This window comes from Bacteroides sp. AF20-13LB (genome assembly GCF_003603065.1).
Taxonomy (GTDB): domain Bacteria; phylum Bacteroidota; class Bacteroidia; order Bacteroidales; family Bacteroidaceae; genus Bacteroides; species Bacteroides uniformis.
This window is the reverse complement of record NZ_QTMH01000008.1, coordinates 118,709-137,986: the sequence shown is the minus strand read 5'-3', so window position 1 is coordinate 137,986 and position 19,278 is coordinate 118,709. Positions and strand designations below refer to the sequence as shown.

At 45.6% G+C, this 19,278-nt stretch carries 18 protein-coding genes; 15 read left to right on the top strand and 3 right to left on the bottom strand.

Features of this window, described 5'->3' with window-relative positions:
* The first annotated feature begins 17 nt into the window (after positions 1 to 17).
* Both DWX62_RS10980 and DWX62_RS10975 read left to right on the top strand, forming a co-directional pair.
* Positions 18 to 641 carry an ATP-binding cassette domain-containing protein gene (locus DWX62_RS10980; protein ID WP_005827815.1) on the top strand — a complete coding sequence of 208 codons (624 nt, stop codon included), beginning with the start codon at positions 18 to 20 and terminating at the stop codon, positions 639 to 641.
* 11 nt (positions 642 to 652) lie between these two features.
* Complete coding sequence (locus DWX62_RS10975) at positions 653 to 1,462, top strand: ABC transporter permease (RefSeq protein WP_005827813.1); 810 nt, start codon at positions 653 to 655, stop codon at positions 1,460 to 1,462.
* Positions 1,463 to 1,464: 2 nt separating this feature from the next.
* Here the strand turns inward: DWX62_RS10975 and DWX62_RS10970 are convergent, their stop codons facing one another.
* Together DWX62_RS10970 and DWX62_RS10965 are read right to left on the bottom strand one after the other, a co-directional pair.
* On the bottom strand, positions 1,465 to 1,875 hold the full coding sequence (locus DWX62_RS10970) for a DUF4891 domain-containing protein (RefSeq protein WP_005827811.1): 411 nt from the start codon (positions 1,873 to 1,875) through the stop codon (positions 1,465 to 1,467).
* Between the two features lie 24 nt (positions 1,876 to 1,899).
* The gene (locus DWX62_RS10965; RefSeq protein ID WP_243636262.1) at positions 1,900 to 2,640 is read right to left on the bottom strand and encodes a DUF4377 domain-containing protein; all 741 of its coding nucleotides are present in this window, start codon (positions 2,638 to 2,640) and stop codon (positions 1,900 to 1,902) included.
* Positions 2,641 to 2,849: 209 nt separating this feature from the next.
* Here DWX62_RS10965 and DWX62_RS10960 point away from each other — a divergent pair, with 209 nt between their 5' ends.
* The 8 genes from DWX62_RS10960 (at position 2,850) to DWX62_RS10925 (ending at position 13,732) form a co-directional block, all read left to right on the top strand.
* Entirely contained in the window at positions 2,850 to 3,944 is a 1,095-nt protein-coding gene (locus DWX62_RS10960; RefSeq protein WP_005827806.1) for a Nif3-like dinuclear metal center hexameric protein, read from the top strand.
* A gap of 5 nt (positions 3,945 to 3,949) precedes the next feature.
* On the top strand, positions 3,950 to 4,789 hold the full coding sequence (locus DWX62_RS10955) for a C4-type zinc ribbon domain-containing protein (protein ID WP_005827804.1): 840 nt from the start codon (positions 3,950 to 3,952) through the stop codon (positions 4,787 to 4,789).
* A 145-nt stretch (positions 4,790 to 4,934) separates the two neighbouring features.
* Complete coding sequence (locus DWX62_RS10950) at positions 4,935 to 6,101, top strand: PCMD domain-containing protein (protein WP_005827802.1); 1,167 nt, start codon at positions 4,935 to 4,937, stop codon at positions 6,099 to 6,101.
* 25 nt (positions 6,102 to 6,126) lie between these two features.
* Positions 6,127 to 6,909, top strand: a complete 783-nt coding sequence (locus DWX62_RS10945; RefSeq protein ID WP_005827800.1) for a porin family protein — start codon at positions 6,127 to 6,129, stop codon at positions 6,907 to 6,909.
* A 93-nt stretch (positions 6,910 to 7,002) separates the two neighbouring features.
* Positions 7,003 to 8,436 carry an efflux transporter outer membrane subunit gene (locus DWX62_RS10940; RefSeq protein ID WP_117887844.1) on the top strand — a complete coding sequence of 478 codons (1,434 nt, stop codon included), beginning with the start codon at positions 7,003 to 7,005 and terminating at the stop codon, positions 8,434 to 8,436.
* A gap of 25 nt (positions 8,437 to 8,461) precedes the next feature.
* The gene (locus DWX62_RS10935) at positions 8,462 to 9,565 is read left to right on the top strand and encodes an efflux RND transporter periplasmic adaptor subunit (protein WP_005827796.1); all 1,104 of its coding nucleotides are present in this window, start codon (positions 8,462 to 8,464) and stop codon (positions 9,563 to 9,565) included.
* Between the two features lie 25 nt (positions 9,566 to 9,590).
* A complete protein-coding gene (locus DWX62_RS10930; RefSeq protein ID WP_005827794.1) occupies positions 9,591 to 12,704 on the top strand; it encodes a multidrug efflux RND transporter permease subunit in 3,114 nt (1,037 codons plus the stop codon).
* Between the two features lie 137 nt (positions 12,705 to 12,841).
* Entirely contained in the window at positions 12,842 to 13,732 is an 891-nt protein-coding gene (locus tag DWX62_RS10925; protein WP_005827792.1) for a CblA family class A beta-lactamase, read from the top strand.
* A 30-nt stretch (positions 13,733 to 13,762) separates the two neighbouring features.
* Here the strand turns inward: DWX62_RS10925 and DWX62_RS10920 are convergent, their stop codons facing one another.
* The gene (locus DWX62_RS10920; RefSeq protein WP_005827787.1) at positions 13,763 to 14,212 is read right to left on the bottom strand and encodes a type I restriction enzyme HsdR N-terminal domain-containing protein; all 450 of its coding nucleotides are present in this window, start codon (positions 14,210 to 14,212) and stop codon (positions 13,763 to 13,765) included.
* 64 nt (positions 14,213 to 14,276) lie between these two features.
* On the opposite strand from DWX62_RS10920, the gene DWX62_RS10915 reads away from it, so the two are divergent.
* The 5 genes from DWX62_RS10915 (at position 14,277) to DWX62_RS10895 (ending at position 19,278) form a co-directional block, all read left to right on the top strand.
* The gene (locus DWX62_RS10915) at positions 14,277 to 15,053 is read left to right on the top strand and encodes an AMP nucleosidase (RefSeq protein WP_005827785.1); all 777 of its coding nucleotides are present in this window, start codon (positions 14,277 to 14,279) and stop codon (positions 15,051 to 15,053) included.
* Between the two features lie 41 nt (positions 15,054 to 15,094).
* Positions 15,095 to 16,114 carry a DNA polymerase III subunit delta gene (gene holA, locus DWX62_RS10910; protein WP_005837183.1) on the top strand — a complete coding sequence of 340 codons (1,020 nt, stop codon included), beginning with the start codon at positions 15,095 to 15,097 and terminating at the stop codon, positions 16,112 to 16,114.
* Between the two features lie 909 nt (positions 16,115 to 17,023).
* Entirely contained in the window at positions 17,024 to 17,485 is a 462-nt protein-coding gene (locus DWX62_RS10905; RefSeq protein ID WP_005827779.1) for a helix-turn-helix transcriptional regulator, read from the top strand.
* A gap of 117 nt (positions 17,486 to 17,602) precedes the next feature.
* On the top strand, positions 17,603 to 18,379 hold the full coding sequence (locus tag DWX62_RS10900; protein WP_005827777.1) for a dihydroorotate dehydrogenase electron transfer subunit: 777 nt from the start codon (positions 17,603 to 17,605) through the stop codon (positions 18,377 to 18,379).
* A complete protein-coding gene (locus DWX62_RS10895) occupies positions 18,367 to 19,278 on the top strand; it encodes a dihydroorotate dehydrogenase (RefSeq protein ID WP_009038379.1) in 912 nt (303 codons plus the stop codon). The genes DWX62_RS10900 and DWX62_RS10895 overlap by 13 nt, the downstream gene beginning before the upstream one ends.

Genomic DNA, 19,278 nt, shown 5'->3' with positions numbered 1-19,278 from the left:
AAGATTAAAGGAACACCATGCTGCAAATAGAAAATGCCAGTATCGCCTACGGCAACGATATACTTTTCTCGGGTTTCAACCTGCAATTGGAAAGGGGAGAGATAGCCAGTATCTCCGGCCCTTCGGGATGCGGAAAGTCGTCACTGCTGAATGCCATACTTGGATTTACTCCGTTAAAAGAAGGACGCATCGTCTTGAACGGCATTCTGCTGGATAAAGGAAACGTCGACGTTGTCCGTAAGCAGACTGCATGGATTCCACAAGAACTGGCATTGCCGCTGGAATGGGTAAAGGACATGGTACAATTGCCCTTCGGTTTAAAGGCAAACCGGGGTACACCCTTTTCTGAAACCCGTTTATTTGCATGTTTCGAGGATTTGGGTCTGGAACAAGAGTTATATTACAAACGGGTGAACGAAATATCCGGAGGCCAACGCCAACGGATGATGATAGCCGTAGCCTCAATGATTGGCAAACCACTGACCATTGTCGATGAACCGACTTCCGCTCTCGACTCCGGTTCCGCGGAAAAAGTACTCTCTTTCTTCCGCAGGCAGACAGAAAATGGAAGTGCCATACTGACCGTATCCCATGACAAAAGATTCGCCAACGGATGTGACCGACATATAATCATGAAATAACATACACACTATTGGGAACCATAGATATATCATACCTCAGCCTGGGCATCGGATTATTGCTATTATTAATACCGCTGTTTTACATCTGGAAGTTCAAGACCGGACTGTTGCGCGCTACTGTGATAGGTACGGCACGCATGATTGTCCAGTTGTTCTTCATCGGCATATACTTGAACTACCTCTTTTTATGGGATAACCCGTGGATAAACTTTCTATGGGTAATTGTCATGATATTTGTAGCATCGCAGACGGCATTGGCACGAACACAATTGAAGAGGAAGATTCTGCTCCTGCCCATATCCGCAGGTTTCTTATGCAGTGTAGTATGTGTAGGCTTGTACTTTATCGGAATAGTACTGAGAGTGGAAAACGTATTCAGCGCCCGGTATTTCATCCCTATTTTCGGCATACTGATGGGCAACATGCTATCCAGTAACGTCATAGCCCTCAACACCTATTATAGTGGACTGAAACGGGAACAACAGCTTTACCGGTATCTTCTCGGCAATGGTGCTACAAAAGCGGAAGCACAGGCACCTTTCATCCGCCAAGCCATCATCAAATCCTTCAGTCCGCTGATTGCCAATATATCCGTGATGGGGCTGGTTGCTTTTCCGGGAACCATGATTGGCCAGATATTGGGTGGCAGCAGCCCGAATGTGGCCATCAAATATCAGATGATGATTATGGTCATCACCTTTACCGCCTCCATGCTGTCACTGATGATTACAATCTCTCTGGCTTCCCGCAAGTCGTTCGATGCCTACGGCAAGCTACTGCCGGTGATGGTAGAGAAGAAGGGAAAAAAGGAGCATAAATAACTTCAACGGTGGTGGGCATCCAGTTTTCCGGGGAGATAGCGTAGCTGCACATATTGTACGCCCGGTTTCACAAAGCCGCTGTCCAACATCACTTTCTTTACACGGAATTCTTCAAGCCTATACTGCAGGTAACTTTTGATGCGTTGACTTTGCGGCTTGGTATATGCCAGCAGATTAACTTTTCCCAGCGAATCAATCTCTACCCTTGCCTTGACGGTGCGTAGAGAAAGAGGACCGTCTTTTTTCTTAGCCTGATAATCTTTATCCTTGTCTACCCAAAAGATAGCCGTAGCCTTGGGAGTAGTATCTACCGGCTCCTCCATATCCTCAGATACATCTTTACCGGAACAGTTCGTATCCTGACAAGACAATAACGATAAAAGGAAAAGAAACAAAACAAGTAATGTTTTCATAATAAAGGAGATTAATGTGTCCAACTAATCAAACGTACCCGATGAAGCATATATTATCGGATATATAAAATGTTCTTCACCTTCCGTTTGCGGTTGTTCAAACAATTGTTTGTAGATAGGTTCCGGCTCTGTTTCAGAGAAAAAATCTGCATCAGCAGGATAAATACCATAATACCACCAGGGAGTTCCTTCCATATTATAAGGCTCAATACCCTCGATTACAAACTTATATAATCCAACTGTATCACCATCTTTTATAATGCTTGTATAGGTTCCATAATTGGTCCCCATATTATATCTCAATCCTTTTAAAGGAGCATATTCTTCTTCAGTAAACTCGCCTGCTACATATTTTTTTCTTTTGCATGCAAAAGGAATCTCATATTTTCCTCCATCAGGAGAAAGAATAAAAGGATTGGGTCCATCAACCTCTATTGTATATTCATATTCTACTCCGACTTTTGATAACACCTCGACCAGTTCGTATGCAATATTACTGGCATCGGCGGGAGGGTTGAGCAAAGTTGTTTTTTTCACCAATAAGGTGTATTCATACCCCTTGCTATAATCAAACCCGGCAATTCCTAAAAAGTCCAACGCTTCATATTCATTTTTACCTTCCTCCTTTACCAACATACAATCAATGAAATGATCACTTCCCCAAGGCTGGTAAGTGCCAATCTCGGAAGAGACCTTCATTTTAATGTTTTCTACATTGTCTTGTGGAGTATCACTGTTACAAGAGGTCACACCAATTATAATCAAGAGCGATAAAATTCCGAATAGTTTTTTAGTTTTATAATAATCGCTCGCAAAGATAGTCTTTTTCGTGATAAAACATTTTTCGATAAGAGTTTTTGTTGGAAGAAAACCGTCTATTACTCAAATTTGTTACTGATATTTTATAAAAAGAATAAAAAACATTCTCAATCCATTGCTTTTTACTATATTTGCAACCAAATTTTCTGTTCACAATGAAAATTAAGGAATTAGTAAGCGCCCTTGAACGGTTCGCGCCTCTGCCATTGCAAGACGGATTTGATAATGCCGGCCTGCAAATCGGATTGACAGATGCGGAAGCAACAGGGGCTTTGTTGTGTCTTGACGTTACTGAAGCTGTACTGGATGAAGCCATTGCATTGGGATATAATGTGGTTATATCACATCACCCTCTCATTTTCAAAGGGTATAAATCCATCACGGGCAGGGATTATGTGGAACGTTGTATCTTGAAAGCCATCAAGAATGACATCGTTGTTTATGCTGCGCACACTAACCTGGATAATGCACCGGGAGGAGTGAACTTCAAGATTGCCGAGAAAATCGGTTTGAAGAATGTCCGTATCCTGGAAGCCAAGGAAAATGCGCTGGTAAAGCTGACCACATTTGTACCGACCGCCCAAGCGGAAGACGTGAGGAAAGCCTTGTTCGACGCTGGATGCGGCAATATCGGCAACTATGATTTGTGCAGTTATAACATGGAAGGCGAGGGGACATTCCGAGCCCGGGAAGGTGCCACCCCATACTGTGGAGCGATAGGGGAGCTGCATACCGAACGTGAAGTACGTATTGAGACAATCATACCCGCCTACAAAAAAGCGGCAACTGTCAAGGCACTGCTTGCGGCACATCCATATGAAGAACCGGTCTATGATATTTATCCCTTGCAAAACTCATGGCCACAAGCCGGAGCCGGTGTCATTGGCGAATTGGAAGTACCGGAGACAGAACTTGAATTCCTGAAACGGATAAAGAAAACCTTCGAAGTAGGGTGTCTCAGACATAACAAACTCCTCGGGCGGGAAATACAGACTGTTGCATTATGTGGCGGCGCCGGCGCTTTCCTAATGCCGCTTGCCATCCGCAACCGTGCAGATGTCTTTATCACCGGCGAGATAAAATACCATGACTATTTCGGACATGATACCGATATATTATTGGCTGAAATAGGGCATTATGAAAGTGAGCAATATACGAAAGAAATATTTTATACAATAATCCGGGATTTGTTTCCTCATTTTGAGGTCCAAATGACCAAAGTGAATACAAACCCCATAAAATACATGTAAGTAAAATGGCTAAAGAAGCAAAAAAAGATCCTCAGGAATTAACCGTAGAACAGAAGTTGAAAGCTTTGTTCCAATTGCAGACAATGCTGTCCAAAATCGATGAAATCAAGACGTTGAGAGGTGAACTTCCACTGGAAGTACAGGACTTGGAAGACGAAATAGCCGGTCTGAGTACCCGTATAGACAGAATCAAGGCAGAAGTTGCCGAGTTGAAATCCTCCATTGCAGGAAAGAAAGTTGAAATTGAAACCGCAAAGGCTTCTGTAGCTAAATATAAAGACCAGCAGGACAACGTACGCAACAACCGCGAATATGACTTCTTAAGCAAGGAAATCGAATTCCAGACATTGGAAATCGAACTCTGCGAAAAGCGTATCAAGGAATTTGCCGCACAAGAGGAAGAAAAATCTCAAGAAGTAGCAGAAAGCACTGCTGCTCTGGAAGAAAGACAAAAAGACCTCGACGTAAAGAAGAGCGAACTGGACGAAATCATCTCCGAGACCAAGCAAGAGGAAGAGAAGCTGAGAGACAAAGCCAAAGAACTGGAAACAAAGATTGAACCCCGTCTGCTTCAGTCCTTCAAACGTATCCGTAAGAATTCACGCAATGGACTGGGTATTGTATACGTACAGCGTGATGCTTGCGGTGGTTGCTTCAACAAGATTCCGCCCCAGAGACAATTGGACATCCGCTCACGCAAGAAAATTATCGTTTGCGAATATTGTGGCCGTATCATGATTGACCCGGAATTAGCAGGTATAACTCCCGAACAGAAAGTGGAAGTTGTAAAGGAAAAGCCAGTAAGAGCCAAAAGAAAAATCGTACATATCGGCTCAGATAATTAAAAATAGAACATTTTCTATATATAAAACGGCAATAGTAAAGCACCTATTGCCGTTTTTTTGTTAAATAAGCTCATAAAAACCTGCTATTAGAGAAAAAAGAAGTAGTTTTGTTGCTTGAAAAATTAATAGAATTAAATTAAAAAGCATGAGACTAAACAAATTATTCATACTCTATTCACTTTTCGGAATATTGATGGCATCGTGCATAAAAGATGAAGCACCCAATGCTGAAGCTGATATAACAGGCATCTCTTTTGAAGAAGATGTACTGGCAAGCGCTCGTTTCAATTTAAATCCGTCTTACAATGATAATCTGCAGGCCTACCCCATATTAGTAAAAGTAAAAGAGGGCACTCCTTTAAACAAACTATCCCCCCTGTTTGAGTTGACGCCGGGCGCTACCATTAGTCCGGAAAGTGGTAGTGAACACGATTTCTCTGACGGAAAAAGGGTAAAGTATACCGTAACTTCTGAGAACAAGGCTTGGCAGCGAGTATATTCCATCGGTGTACGCGAACAATCGGTATCAGACATCCCAAATGAATTCCATTTTGAAGACATACGACTTATCAATGGAATTAACCCCAAATACAAATATCAGGAGTTCTATGAAGAACAAGACGGATTGGAACTGACATGGGCCAGTGGAAATGAAGGATTCAACTGGGCAGCCAGTTCATCAGCTACTGAAAATTACCCTACGTCACAATATGACAATGGTAAAAACGGAAAGTGTGCCAAATTAGAAACTCGGCTTACCGGCTCTCTGGGAGCAATGGTAGGTATGCCGATAGCTGCTGGAAATTTGTTTATCGGTGAGTTTGATATGACGAATGCTCTCACCAGCCCATTGAAAGCCACACATTTCGGCACTCCTTTCTGTTATAAGCCCTCACGTCTAAAAGGTTGGTACAAGTACAAAGCCGGTGAACGTTTTTATGAAAACGGTGGATACACCGACCGTAAAGATGTGATGAACATCTATGCAATCTTTTATGAAGGCGAAAGTTACAACGAAGCAGGAGAAGTTACGGAAGTAATATTGGATGGAAATCTGCCAAACCAGAACTATGAACATCCCAGTATGGTAGCTTTAGCTCTAATATCCAATCCCCACGAAACCGATGATTGGGAAGCTTTCGACATTCCTTTTGACTATCAGAGATATGGAAAAGAAATAGATGAAACCAAACTGGCAAAAGGAAAATATAAACTAAGTATCATTTTTGCATCCAGCAAGAACGGTGCAACTTTCGAGGGTGCGCCCGGAAGTACCCTTTTAGTGGATGATGTGGAACTGATTTTCGAATAAGAACCCTGTAGAATTGGAATACAACATGATAAAGAAAATAGTAGCATTTATCGCATTGGCAGTTTACATGCAAACCGCCCTATACGCTCAAGAGAATCAGAATCGTACGCTTATAAACGCTGCCCTGCACGGATGGGAATATGAGATAAGGGCCGGTGTCAGCATCGGTGGTACTTCCCCGCTTCCATTGCCCGTAGAAATACGGAGTATCGATGCCTACAATCCTACTTTAGCTCTTATGCTGGAAGGAAATGCCATCAAGTGGTTAGGAAAAACTAAAAAATGGGGAGTAATAACCGGGGTAAGACTGGAAACCAAAAATATGATTACCAAAGCGACAGTAAAGAACTATGGCATGGAAATCATAGGAAATGACGGTAACCGCTTGAAAGGTAACTGGACGGGAGGAGTAAAAACCAAAGTACGCAATGCCTACATTACTGTCCCCGTACTTGGAGCATATAAAATCAACTCACGATTGCGAGCCAAAGCAGGTGCATATGTATCCTACCTGATGGATGAGGAATTCTCCGGATATGTATATGAAGGTTATCTGCGTGAAGGTAATCCTACCGGAAAGAAAGTCAACTTCTCCGACGGTGCCATTGCCACTTACGACTTTTCGGATGATTTGCGCAAGTTTGCCTGGGGCGTGCAAGCTGGTGTAGACTGGCGTGCCTTCAAACATCTGAGTGTATTTGCCGACCTTACATGGGGATTGAATGATATTTTCAAGAAAGATTTCAATACAATTACCTTTGCCATGTATCCCATCTACTTGAATGTGGGTTTCGGGTATGCCTTCTAAGATACTCGGGTATACCGAGTAAATACTCATAAACAAATAAAGGTTTAGGTTGTTATCAATCCCATAAAAAGATAACCACCTAAACCTTTATTTATGAATATAAAAGCTTGGAGCACCGCGTTGCTCATATTATGCCTATGTCCTGCGGCTATGGCACAGAAAGCCAACCGCTATCTTGAGAAACCACTCCCACAAGGCTGGGGAAAGGATGTCTCCCATGCCATTCCCGGAGATGACAATCTGTTCAGCAGACAGATACCACCCATTGACGACAAGTGGTGGAAAGCCTTCGATGACCCGATGCTGGATTCATTGATTACGGTAGCCTCCACTCAAAACTATTCCGTACTTTCTGCCATGGCCCGTATGGATATGGCTAAATCCAACCTGCGGATAGAACGCGGCAGCTTTTTCCCTTCCATCTCATTGGACGGAGGATGGGCACGGCAGCAAAGCAGCGGCAATGTCAACGCACTTCCGCAATCCATTACCGGTGCATACAGTGCCTCGCTCAACGCCAGTTGGGAGCTGGACGTATTCGGAAGTATCCGCCAACGGGTAAAGGCACAGCGGGAAACCTTCATGGCAAGCAAGGAGGAATATACCTCTGTCATGGTATCCCTCTGTGCCCAGATAGCTTCTGCCTACATCGGACTCCGCGAACTGCAGCAAGAGCTAAGTGTAGTGACCCACAATTGCCATACCCAGGCAGCCGTACTTAACATTACCGAAGTACGCTACAAAACCGGACTGGTGTCCAAACTGGACGTTTCACAAGCCAAATCCGTATATTACAGTACCAAAGCCTCCATCCCACAACTGGAGGCAGGCATCAACCAATACATCACGACGCTCGCAATCTTACTCGGTACTTACCCCCAGCATATCCGCCCCATATTGGAGAAGCCCGGCAAACTGCCCGACTATATGGAACCCATAGGCATCGGTGTTCCTGCCGACCTGCTGCTCCGCCGCCCCGATATACGGCAAGCCGAACGCCAAGTCAACGCGCAGGCGGCAACACTCGGCGCATCTCAAAGTGACTGGCTGCCGCAAGTGTTCCTAAAAGGTTCCATCGGCTATTCCTCCCATGACTTGAAGGACTTGACTAAACGGAACAGTATGACGTTTGAAATTGCTCCAAGCATCAGCTGGACCTTATTCAGCGGTACCAAACTGGTGAATGCCACCCGTCTGGCACGTGCCCAGCTCGATGAATCCATTCACCAGTTCAACCAGACAGTGCTTACCGCCGTGCAGGAAACGGATAATGCCATGAACTCCTATCGCAACTCCATCCAACAGATTGTTGCCATGCGCGAAGTATGCAACCAGGGAGAAGAAACTCTGAAACTCTCCCTCGATTTGTACAAACAAGGACTTACTCCCTTCCAGAACGTACTGGACGCACTACGCTCACTCCTGACATACGAAAATCAGCTGGTGCAGGCACAAGGCAGCTCCTTGCTGCATCTGATAGCCTTATACCAGGCATTGGGAGGTGGATATGAAATGAATCAGAAATAAGAATATAAACTAAACCGAACCGTATATGAAAAATCAAATGTACATCACCCTGCTCATCCTGCCATTGCTGGCAACGGGATGCGGGGGAAGGAAAGAAACGGCACAAACGATGCCCGTTCCCGAGATAAGCGTGGCCCGTCCGACAGTGCAGAACATTACGCTGACGAAAGAATATCCGGGCTACCTGACTTCTGAAAAGACCGTAGACCTGGTAGGCAGAGTCAGCGGAACCTTACAGACCATCGCTTACGCTCCCGGCAGCCGGGTACGCCAGGGACAAGTACTTTTTGTCATCGAACCGACAGTCTATCAAGACAATGTGCGGCAGGCAGAAGCAGAACTCAACACTGCCCGCGCCAACCTGGAATACGCCCAAAACAACTACACACGTATGCAGGAAGCCATGAAAAGCGATGCTGTAAGCCGTATACAAGTGCTGCAAGCACAATCCAACGTGGCAACTTCGCAGGCTGCAGTGAGCAATGCGGAAGCAGCCCTGAACACAGCACGCACCAATCTGAGCTACTGCACCGTCCGTGCTCCCTTCGACGGCACCGTAAGCCGTAACCTGGTGGATGCCGGAGGCTATGTAGGCGGCAGCGTGCAGCCCGTCACATTGGCAACCATCTACAAAGACGACCATTTGTACACCTACTTCAATGTGGCAGACAACCAATGGCTCTCCATGCTGATGCAGCAGGGAGACAGTATCCCCCGGCAAGTGAGTGTCAGCCTGGGTAAAGACGAACTCCTCACTTATCCCGCACAGCTGGACTATCTTTCGCCCAACGTAGACTTGAACACCGGAACTTTGAACATCCGCGCCCGTCTCGACAACCCTAAAGGACTGTTGAAAAGCGGCCTCTACGTCAGCATCACCTTGCCCTACGGAGAGCAACAGCAGGCCATCCTGCTGCCGGACGCCTCCATCGGTACCGACCAGTTGGGGAAATACATATACGTAGTCAACGATTCGAATATAGTGCGCTACCGCCATATAGAAACCGGACAACTGATAGGGGACAGCCTGCGCCAGATAAGGGCAGGCATCACTCCCCGGGAGCGCTACGTCACCAAAGCACTGATGAAGGTAAGGGATGGAATGAAAGTACATCCCATTGACAACTAATATGAATTGATTAATACCAAAGCCTATGTTTTCAAAATTCTTCATAGACCGTCCTATCTTTGCTACCGTATTGGCGCTGCTCATCGTCGTAGCAGGACTGGTCACACTGGGCATCCTGCCCATTGCCCAATATCCGGACATCACACCACCCACCGTGCAGGTCAGTGCCGTATATCCCGGAGCCAATGCGCAGACGGTGGCACAAACCGTCGGCATCCCCATCGAGCAGCAAGTCAACGGAGTGGACGGAATGCTTTACATGTCCTCCAACTCCAGCTCATCGGGCGCTTACTCTCTTACCATTACTTTTGCCGTAGGCACAGACATTGATATGGCTACCGTGCAGGTCCAGAACCGGGTAAGCGTGGCCCAGTCGTCACTGCCTACTCCCGTTGTGGTGCAAGGCGTCACTGTGCAGAAACAGTCATCGAACATCGTGATGTTCCTCACGATGACGTCGGACAGCAAAGACTACGACGGACTTTACCTCAGCAACTATGCCAAGCTGAATCTCGTAGACCAGTTAACACGCGTGCCCGGTGTAGGCGCCGTCAATGTGATGGGAGCAGGGGACTACTCCATGCGTATCTGGCTCGACCCTGCCGCCATGCGCATCCGCTATCTTTCGCCGGCCGATGTATACCAAGCTATCCAATCACAGAATGTGGAGGTCAGCGCAGGTAACGTAGGGCAACCCATCGGCACAGACAATAAAAATGCCTATCAATACAGCCTGACCGTAAAAGGGCGCCTTACCTCACCCGAAGAGTTCGGCAACATTATCCTGCGTACCGAAACCGGAGGGAAGATACTCCGTCTGCGCGACGTGGCGCATATCGACCTGGGCTCGGCCTCTTACAGCGTAGTATCCCAACTGGACGGGAAACCCACCGCTGCCATCGCTATCTATCAGCAACCTGGCAGCAACTCGCTGGACGTTTCCAAAGGAGTAAAGGCAAAAATGCAGGAACTCTCGCAAAATTTCCCTGCAGGCATACAATACAATGTAACCCTGGACACTACGGATGTCATTCATGCTTCCATAGACGAAGTGATGGTGACGTTCCTTGAAACAACCCTGCTGGTAGTTCTCGTCATCTTCCTGTTCCTGCAGAACTGGCGGGCGGTCGTCATTCCCTGCATCACTATTCCGGTATCACTCATCGGCACACTGGCCGTCATGTCCTTGTTCGGCTTCTCCATCAATACGCTGACACTATTCGGACTGATACTTGCCGTGGCCATCGTGGTAGATGATGCCATTGTGGTGGTGGAGAACTCCACGCGTCTGCTGGACACGGGGCGCTACACCTCCCGCCAGGCTGTGACCGAAGCGATGGGAGAGATTACCGGCCCCATTGTCGGGGTAGTGCTGGTGCTGCTTGCCGTATTTATCCCGACAACACTCGTCAGCGGCATATCAGGACAACTGTATAAACAGTTTGCCTTGACCATTGCAGCCAGCACCGTACTTAGCGGATTCAACTCATTGACCCTTACTCCGGCACTCTGTGCCTTGATGCTGCAACCTACCCGGCCTTCCAAAAATCCCCTATATCGGGGGTTCAACCATCTGTACGACAAGACACAAGGAGTCTACGACCGGATAGTGGAGTACCTGCTCCAACGCCCTGTCGCTTCCATCGTTTCATATGCGGTTTTCACATTGATTGCTGTCCTGCTGTTTGTCAAATGGCCGTCCACATTTGTTCCGGAAGAAGATGACGGCTATTTCCTCGCAGTGGTACAGCTTCCCCCTGCATCGAGCCTGGAGCGCACCCAAGCCGTAGGAAAGCAGATAAATAAGATTCTCGATTCTTACCCCGAAATAAAGGACTACATCGGCATATCCGGCTTCTCCGTGATGGGAGGTGGAGAGCAAAGCAATGCGGCCACTTACTTCATCGTACTGAAAAACTGGAATGAACGCAAGGGAAAGGAACATACGGCTGAAGCCGTAGTACAGCGCTTCAATATGGAAGTATATGGCATCCAGGAAGCAGAGATATTTGCCATGGTCCCGCCTGCCATCCCCGGACTGGGAGCTACCGGAGGCCTGCAACTCCAATTGGAAGACCGCCACAACCTCGGCGCCACCGAGATGCAGCGTGCTGTAGAGACCTTGATGGAGCATTACCGCAATTATCCGGCACTGGCATCGGTCAGCAGCCAGTACCAAGCCAATGTACCGCAATATTTTTTGAATATAGACCGCGACAAGGTACAGTTGATGGGTATCCCGCTGAACAGTGTATTCACCGCCTTGGGTTACTATATGGGGGAGGCCTACGTCAACGACTATGTACAGTTCGGACACATCTACCAAGTGAAATTGGGGGCGGGCGACCGTGCCCAGCGTGTCATCGACGATGTTCTGAAATTGAGCGTTCCCAATGCATCGGGAGAAATGGTACCTTTCTCTTCCTTCACCCGGGTGGAAGAGCAGTTAGGCATGGACCAGATAAACAGATATAACATGTACTCCACAGCAGCCGTGACCTGCAATGTGGCTCCGGGCAGTAGTTCGGGAGAGGGTATCCGGCAAATGGAAAGTCTAATCAAAGAGCATCTCGGAGACGAGTTCGGCTATGAATGGACTTCGGTAGCCTATCAGGAGACGCAGGCGGGAACCACGACGACTGTCGTATTCGTCATGGCACTGCTGGTTGCCTTCCTTGTACTCGCCGCACAATACGAAAGCTGGACCAGTCCGGTAGCTGCCGTAATGGGACTTCCGGTTGCACTGCTCGGTGCCATGCTGGGATGCTATGTCATGGGGACTCCGGTCAGCATCTACACACAAATTGGAATCATTCTGCTTGTCGCCTTGTCTGCCAAAAACGGTATTCTGATTGTGGAGTTTGCACGTGACTTTCGTGCACAAGGCAATTCAATCCGCGATGCGGCATTCCAGGCCGGACATATCCGCCTGCGACCTATTCTGATGACATCGCTTGCATTCGTATTCGGGGTTATGCCGCTGCTTTTTGCAACCGGAGCAGGGGCGGGAAGCCGTATTGCACTGGGAGCCGCCGTAGTGTTCGGTATGGCACTGAATACCTTGCTTGCCACGGTCTATATTCCTAATTTCTACGAATTGATGCAGAAGTTGCAGGAGAAGTTCAGTAAGAAACAATAGGGAGGATGAGCTACAAGTTATGGATTATGGGTTATAGGCTATCACACTTATAGCTCATAATCCATAACTCATTTTAGCAACTTGCTGCTAAAAGTTGTATCTTTGCGTGCGAATTGCCTCTTAAAGAAATTGAAGTTATGAAAGCATATTTCATCGCCATACTTACCTTATTCACTTGTATAGCTACCGTCGTCCGGGCGCAGCAAATGTCTGAACTTGAAAACCGGATTGACAGTCTGCTCAATGGCAAGAAAGCCACCGTTGGTATAGCCGTATGGACAGACAAAGGAGACATGCTCCGGTATAACGACCATGTACACTTCCCCTTGCTCAGTGTATTCAAATTCCATGTGGCACTGGCCGTACTGGACAAGATGGATAAGCAAAGCATCAGTCTGGACAGCATTGTTTCCATAAAGGCATCCCAAATGCCGCCCAATACCTACAGCCCCCTGCGGAAGAAGTTTCCCGACCAGGATTTCACGATTACGCTTAGGGAACTGATGCAATACAGCATTTCCCAAAGCGACAACAATGCCTGCGACATCTTGATAGAATATGCAGGAGGCATCAAACATATCAATGACTATATCCACCGGTTGAGTATCGACTCCTTCAACCTCTCGGAAACAGAAGACGGCATGCACTCCAGCTTCGAGGCTGTATACCGCAACTGGAGTACTCCTTCCGCTATGGTCCGACTACTGAGAACGGCTGATGAAAAAGAGTTGTTCTCCAACAAGGAGCTGAAAGACTTCTTGTGGCAGACCATGATAGATACTGAAACCGGTGCCAACAAACTGAAAGGTATGTTGCCAGCCAAAACCGTAGTAGGACACAAGACCGGCTCTTCCGACCGCAATGCCGACGGTATGAAAACTGCAGATAATGATGCCGGCCTCGTTATCCTTCCCGACGGCCGGAAATACTACATTGCCGCCTTCGTCATGGACTCATACGAGACGGATGAGGACAATGCGAACATCATCGCCCGCATATCACGCATGGTATATGATGCGATGAGATGAGAGAGGCAAGGGGGCTATTGGTAGCTCCTCCTATAAGTTTTGATACTCGGGTATATCCTGCAGAAAAGTATAGCTGTTGTGCTCGTAATCTATGCGGCAACAATAATGCTGAAGCCCGTTGCTGACAATCAGATAATCCACTTTCAGCACCATGTTGTAGCGGGTAATCTGGTCGAAAACCTTTTGGGTGATTTCTATTTCAGGCGCCTTGTATTCCACAATCATCCGGGCGGTAAGGTCGCGTCGATAGAGCACTGTATCACAGCGTTTCTTTGTACCGTTCAGCTGTACCTGCACCTCATTTGCCATAAGCGCCTGCGGATACCCCTTGTGAGCAAGAAGAAAGTGGACGAAGTGCTGCCGCACCCATTCTTCAGGGGTCAAGGCGACATAACGACGACGGATTACATCGAAAATAACATTTTTTCCGTTCCTTGCGGCAATTTTAGCATCGAATGCTGGTAGGTTTAACGATAACATTTACTACATTTGTAAGTTAAATAATGGTTCCCGTCTTTTGGGAACACAAATTTAATGAAATCTTATGAAAACAAAAGAAGAAATCGTAGCCAATTGGCTGCCCCGTTACACAAAGCGTAACCTGGAGGATTTTGGAGAGTACATTCTGTTGACCAACTTCAACAAGTACGTAGAGATTTTCGCAGAAAAGTTCAATGTTCCCATTCTCGGTAAAGATGCCAACATGATATCTGCCAGTGCAGAAGGAATGACCATCATTAATTTTGGTATGGGAAGTCCTAATGCCGCCATTATCATGGACTTGCTGAGTGCTATCAAGCCCAAGGCATGTCTGTTTCTGGGTAAGTGCGGCGGTATAGACAAGAAAAATAGAATAGGGGACCTCATCCTTCCCATTGCCGCCATCCGTGGCGAGGGTACCTCCAACGACTACTTCCCACCTGAAGTCCCGTCACTCCCGGCATTTATGCTGCAACGTGCCGTTTCTTCTGCCATCCGCGATTATGCCCGTGACTACTGGACCGGTACCGTATACACCACCAACCGCCGCATTTGGGAACATGACGAGGAATTCAAAGAATATCTGAAGAAAACCCGTGCCATGGCTGTCGATATGGAAACGGCAACCCTATTCAGCTGCGGTTTTGCCAATCATATTCCCACGGGAGCTCTTCTGCTGGTTTCAGACCAACCGATGATTCCGGAAGGTGTAAAAACCGATAAAAGCGACAATCTGGTGACCCAGAATTATGTAAAGGAGCATGTTGAAATCGGCATCGCATCCTTGCGCATGATTATTGATGAAAAGAAAACCGTAAAACACTTGAAGTTCGACTGGTAATCCGTTACGGGACATCCCTCGTATAGCACTTACTTTATTATATGGCAAAACAAGAAACAACCTGTGATGATATTCTAAAAGAGTTGAGAGCCAAGCAATACCGCCCCGTCTACTATCTCATGGGCGAGGAATCGTATTACATAGACCTCATCTCCGACTATATTGTAGACAACGTTCTCACTGACACCGAAAAGGAATTCAACCTGACCGTAGTCTATGGTGCAGATGTCGATATAGCCACTGTCATCAATGCGGCCAAGCGCTATCCGATGATGTCCGAACGCCAGGTCGTAGTCGTAAAGGAAGCGCAGGCCATCCGCAACATGGAGGAGCTTTCATACTACCTGCAAAAACCGTTGAACTCCACCATTCTTGTTCTATGCCACAAACATGGGGTGCTGGACAGAAGAAAGAAGCTGGCGGCCGAAATAGAGAAGGTGGGAGTTCTATTCGAATCCAAGAAGGTGAAGGATGCCCAGTTACCGGCATTCATCACCTCATACATGAAGCGCAAAGGTGTAGACTTGGATCCTAAAGCCACCTCCATGCTTGCCGATTTCGTAGGTACGGACCTCAGCCGCCTTACAGGAGAACTGGAAAAACTGATTATAACTCTTCCAAAAGGTCAGACACGCGTCACCCCCGAACAGATAGAACGTAACATCGGAATCAGTAAGGATTATAATAACTTTGAACTTCGCAGTGCCATTGTAGAAAAAGACATACTAAAGGCCAATAAAATAATAAAATATTTTGAAGAAAATCCGAAAACAAACCCTATCCAGATGACTTTATCTTTACTTTTCGGCTTCTTCTCCAACTTGATGTTGGCTTATTATGCACCCGAAAAGACGGAGCAGGGTATTGCCAGTTTCATAGGATTAAAGACTCCCTGGCAGTCGCGCGAATACCTAAGTGCCATGCGCCGTTACAGCGGAGTAAAGACCATGCAGATAATCGGAGAAATTCGATATGCAGATGCCAAATCCAAAGGAGTAGGAAATTCCTCCCTAAGCGATGGAGATATCCTCCGGGAATTGGTCTTTAAGATTCTACATTAACTTCCATACAGCATACTTTTCCATAAAAAGGGAAAAGCATAAAACAGACTGATTTGATATCATTATGTCATTTTTAGGGGGATTTATCCCCCTTTTTTCTATTTCGGCCCTTAGCATAGACAGTAAAATAGGAGATAATAATCATATTTACAGCAAATTACGTTCATTTATAAGCTCTGAGAATCGTGTTTTTATAACGAATCGACCAATTATACAGAAATAAAGCAAGGATTTAAGTCTTGAAGACTAGAAAATAAATAAAGCATCTTATTTTCTTATTTATGTCACATCTTTTCTCCTTTAGTAAAAAGAAGAGATGGAGCAATTCAGCTTTAAATCGTCATATATGAAATCTGTTACACTTTTCAAGAGTACAATAGTTGTAATACACAACTAGGATAATTGACTATTGTGAATTTAATACATTACATAAATATCTATATGACGGGTGTACTATAACATATGTGATATTATATTTGAAAACACAAATGTAATAAGTAATATTTAATATCGCAAACTGATGGTTTACAAAAATAATAGAGTAGGGGTTAACCCATGTAATTATAATCGATAAATATGTATATATCAATTATATACGATAATTAATCAAATCATTAAATTATATATTATATAAAATGAGCGACAAACAAATGTAATACAGCATTTACCATCAAAAAACAACTATATAATATGCTAATAATTAGACAAATATATTATTTTATTAAACTTACGATAAACACCTATTTTACTCGTAATTTGTATTATAGCATTTGTAATGATGAATATTGTAATAATAACATTTCATCTGTAAACTTTAAAATATCACATTTTTAATTTGCTTTTGTGATGTCGTTTTTTTACTTTTGTAATCCAATAAATAACATGTACAATTGTAATAACACATAAACCATGAGTATAAAAGACAGGTTCAAAATGGTTATGGACCGGGAGAAACTGACAGCAGGAGCTTTTGCCGAGAGTATCGGCGTGGCCCAAGCCACCATTTCTCACATCTTGGGTCCGCGTAACAAATATCCAAGTACGGAAGTCATTCTCCGATTGCATCAACGATACAACGACATAAACTTGGAGTGGCTGCTTACCGGAAAAGGTAATATGAGTAATAATCCGGATTCACCCGAAAACGATGGATTCGACTATCCTTTATTCGCCGAGAATCCGGAAAATCTGTCCAACGGGCCGGAAGAATCTAAAAATCGCAAGGAAATTGCATTAGAGACAGCCCTAAAATCGCCTAAAGAGATTGTAAAACAAGAGATTATCTACAAAGAAAGACCTCCCAGAAAAATCACAGAAATAAGAATTTTCTTTGATGACAATACCTACGAGACTTTCAAACCGGAAAATTAAGGAATGAGAATGGAAATAGACTAACGCCCCGGCATAAAAAAGAAACGGGTTCATTTTATTCTGCACTCGGTTTACACTATCTTTGCACCCGAAAGAAAAACATCCCTCTTTATAGATATGAAAAAGTATATTTTAGATCTGACAGTGACAGAGAACCTCCGCTTGCATGCCAACTACGTGTTGTTGAAGCTGACTTCTCCATCCCCACTTCCGGAAATGCTTCCGGGACAATTTGCAGAGATTCGCGTGGACGGCTCGCCTACCACTTTTTTGCGCCGCCCCATCTCCATCAATTATGTAGATAGACAACGGAACGAGGTCTGGTTCTTAATCCAACTTGTAGGCGACGGAACCAAGCGATTAGGAGAAGCAAAAGCAGGCGATATAATCAATGTAGTGCTTCCGTTGGGAAACTGCTTCACAATGCCTGAAAAGCCCTCAGACAAGCTCTTATTGGTAGGTGGAGGTGTAGGTACAGCTCCTATGTTATATTTAGGCGAACAGCTCGCCAAGAAAGGTTGCAAGCCAACATTCCTGCTGGGTGCCAGAAGTGACAAAGATTTGCTTCAATTGGAACAATTTGCCGCCTATGGCGAGGTGTATACCACCACCGAAGATGGCAGCCACGGAGAGAAGGGATACGTAACACAACACTCCATATTAAATAAGGTGTGCTTTGAGCAGATATATACTTGCGGCCCCAAACCGATGATGATGGCAGTAGCAAAGTATGCCAAAAGTAAAGGCATCAGTTGCGAAGTATCTTTGGAAAATATGATGGCGTGTGGCATAGGCGCTTGTCTATGCTGTGTAGAAAATACCACGGAAGGTCATTTGTGCGTATGTAAAGAAGGTCCGGTTTTTAATATAAACAAACTATTATGGCAGATTTAAGTGTAAATATTGGTGAATTACAAATGAATAATCCGGTGATGACTGCATCCGGAACATTCGGATATGGTGAAGAATTCGCCGATTTCATCGAACTATCGCGAATAGGCGGTATTATTGTAAAGGGAACCACTCTTCACAAACGTGAAGGCAATCCATATCCGCGCATGGCAGAGACTCCTTCGGGTATGTTAAACGCTGTGGGACTGCAAAATAAGGGTGTTCATTACTTTGTTGAACACATCTATCCCCGCATCAAGGACATTCAGACCAACATGATTGTGAATGTTTCGGGTTCTGCCATCGAAGACTATGCCGAAACAGCCGCAATCATTAATGAACTTGACAAAATTCCTGCCATAGAATTGAACATCTCTTGCCCCAACGTGAAGCAAGGAGGAATGGCATTCGGTGTTACCGCCAAGGGCGCCGAAGAAGTGGTGAAAGCCGTGCGCTCAGTTTACAAAAAGACACTTATCGTAAAGCTCTCCCCGAACGTTACCGACATCACTGAAATAGCCCGCGCAGCCGAAAATGGCGGTGCAGACAGTGTTTCCCTCATCAATACCCTGCTGGGAATGGCTATAGACGCGGAACGCAGGCGTCCGATACTCTCCACTGTAACCGGTGGCATGTCCGGTGCGGCCGTGAAACCCATTGCCTTACGTATGGTATGGCAAGTAGCCAAAGCGGTAAAAATCCCCGTCATAGGCTTGGGAGGTATCATGAACTGGAAAGATGCTGTGGAATTCATGCTTGCAGGTGCCTCTGCCATCCAGATTGGTACGGCAAACTTCATTGATCCGGCGGTTACAGTGAAAGTGGTAGAAGGAATAAATGACTATCTTGACAGACACGGTTATCAGTCTATAAAGGATATTATCGGTGCACTCGAGGTATAA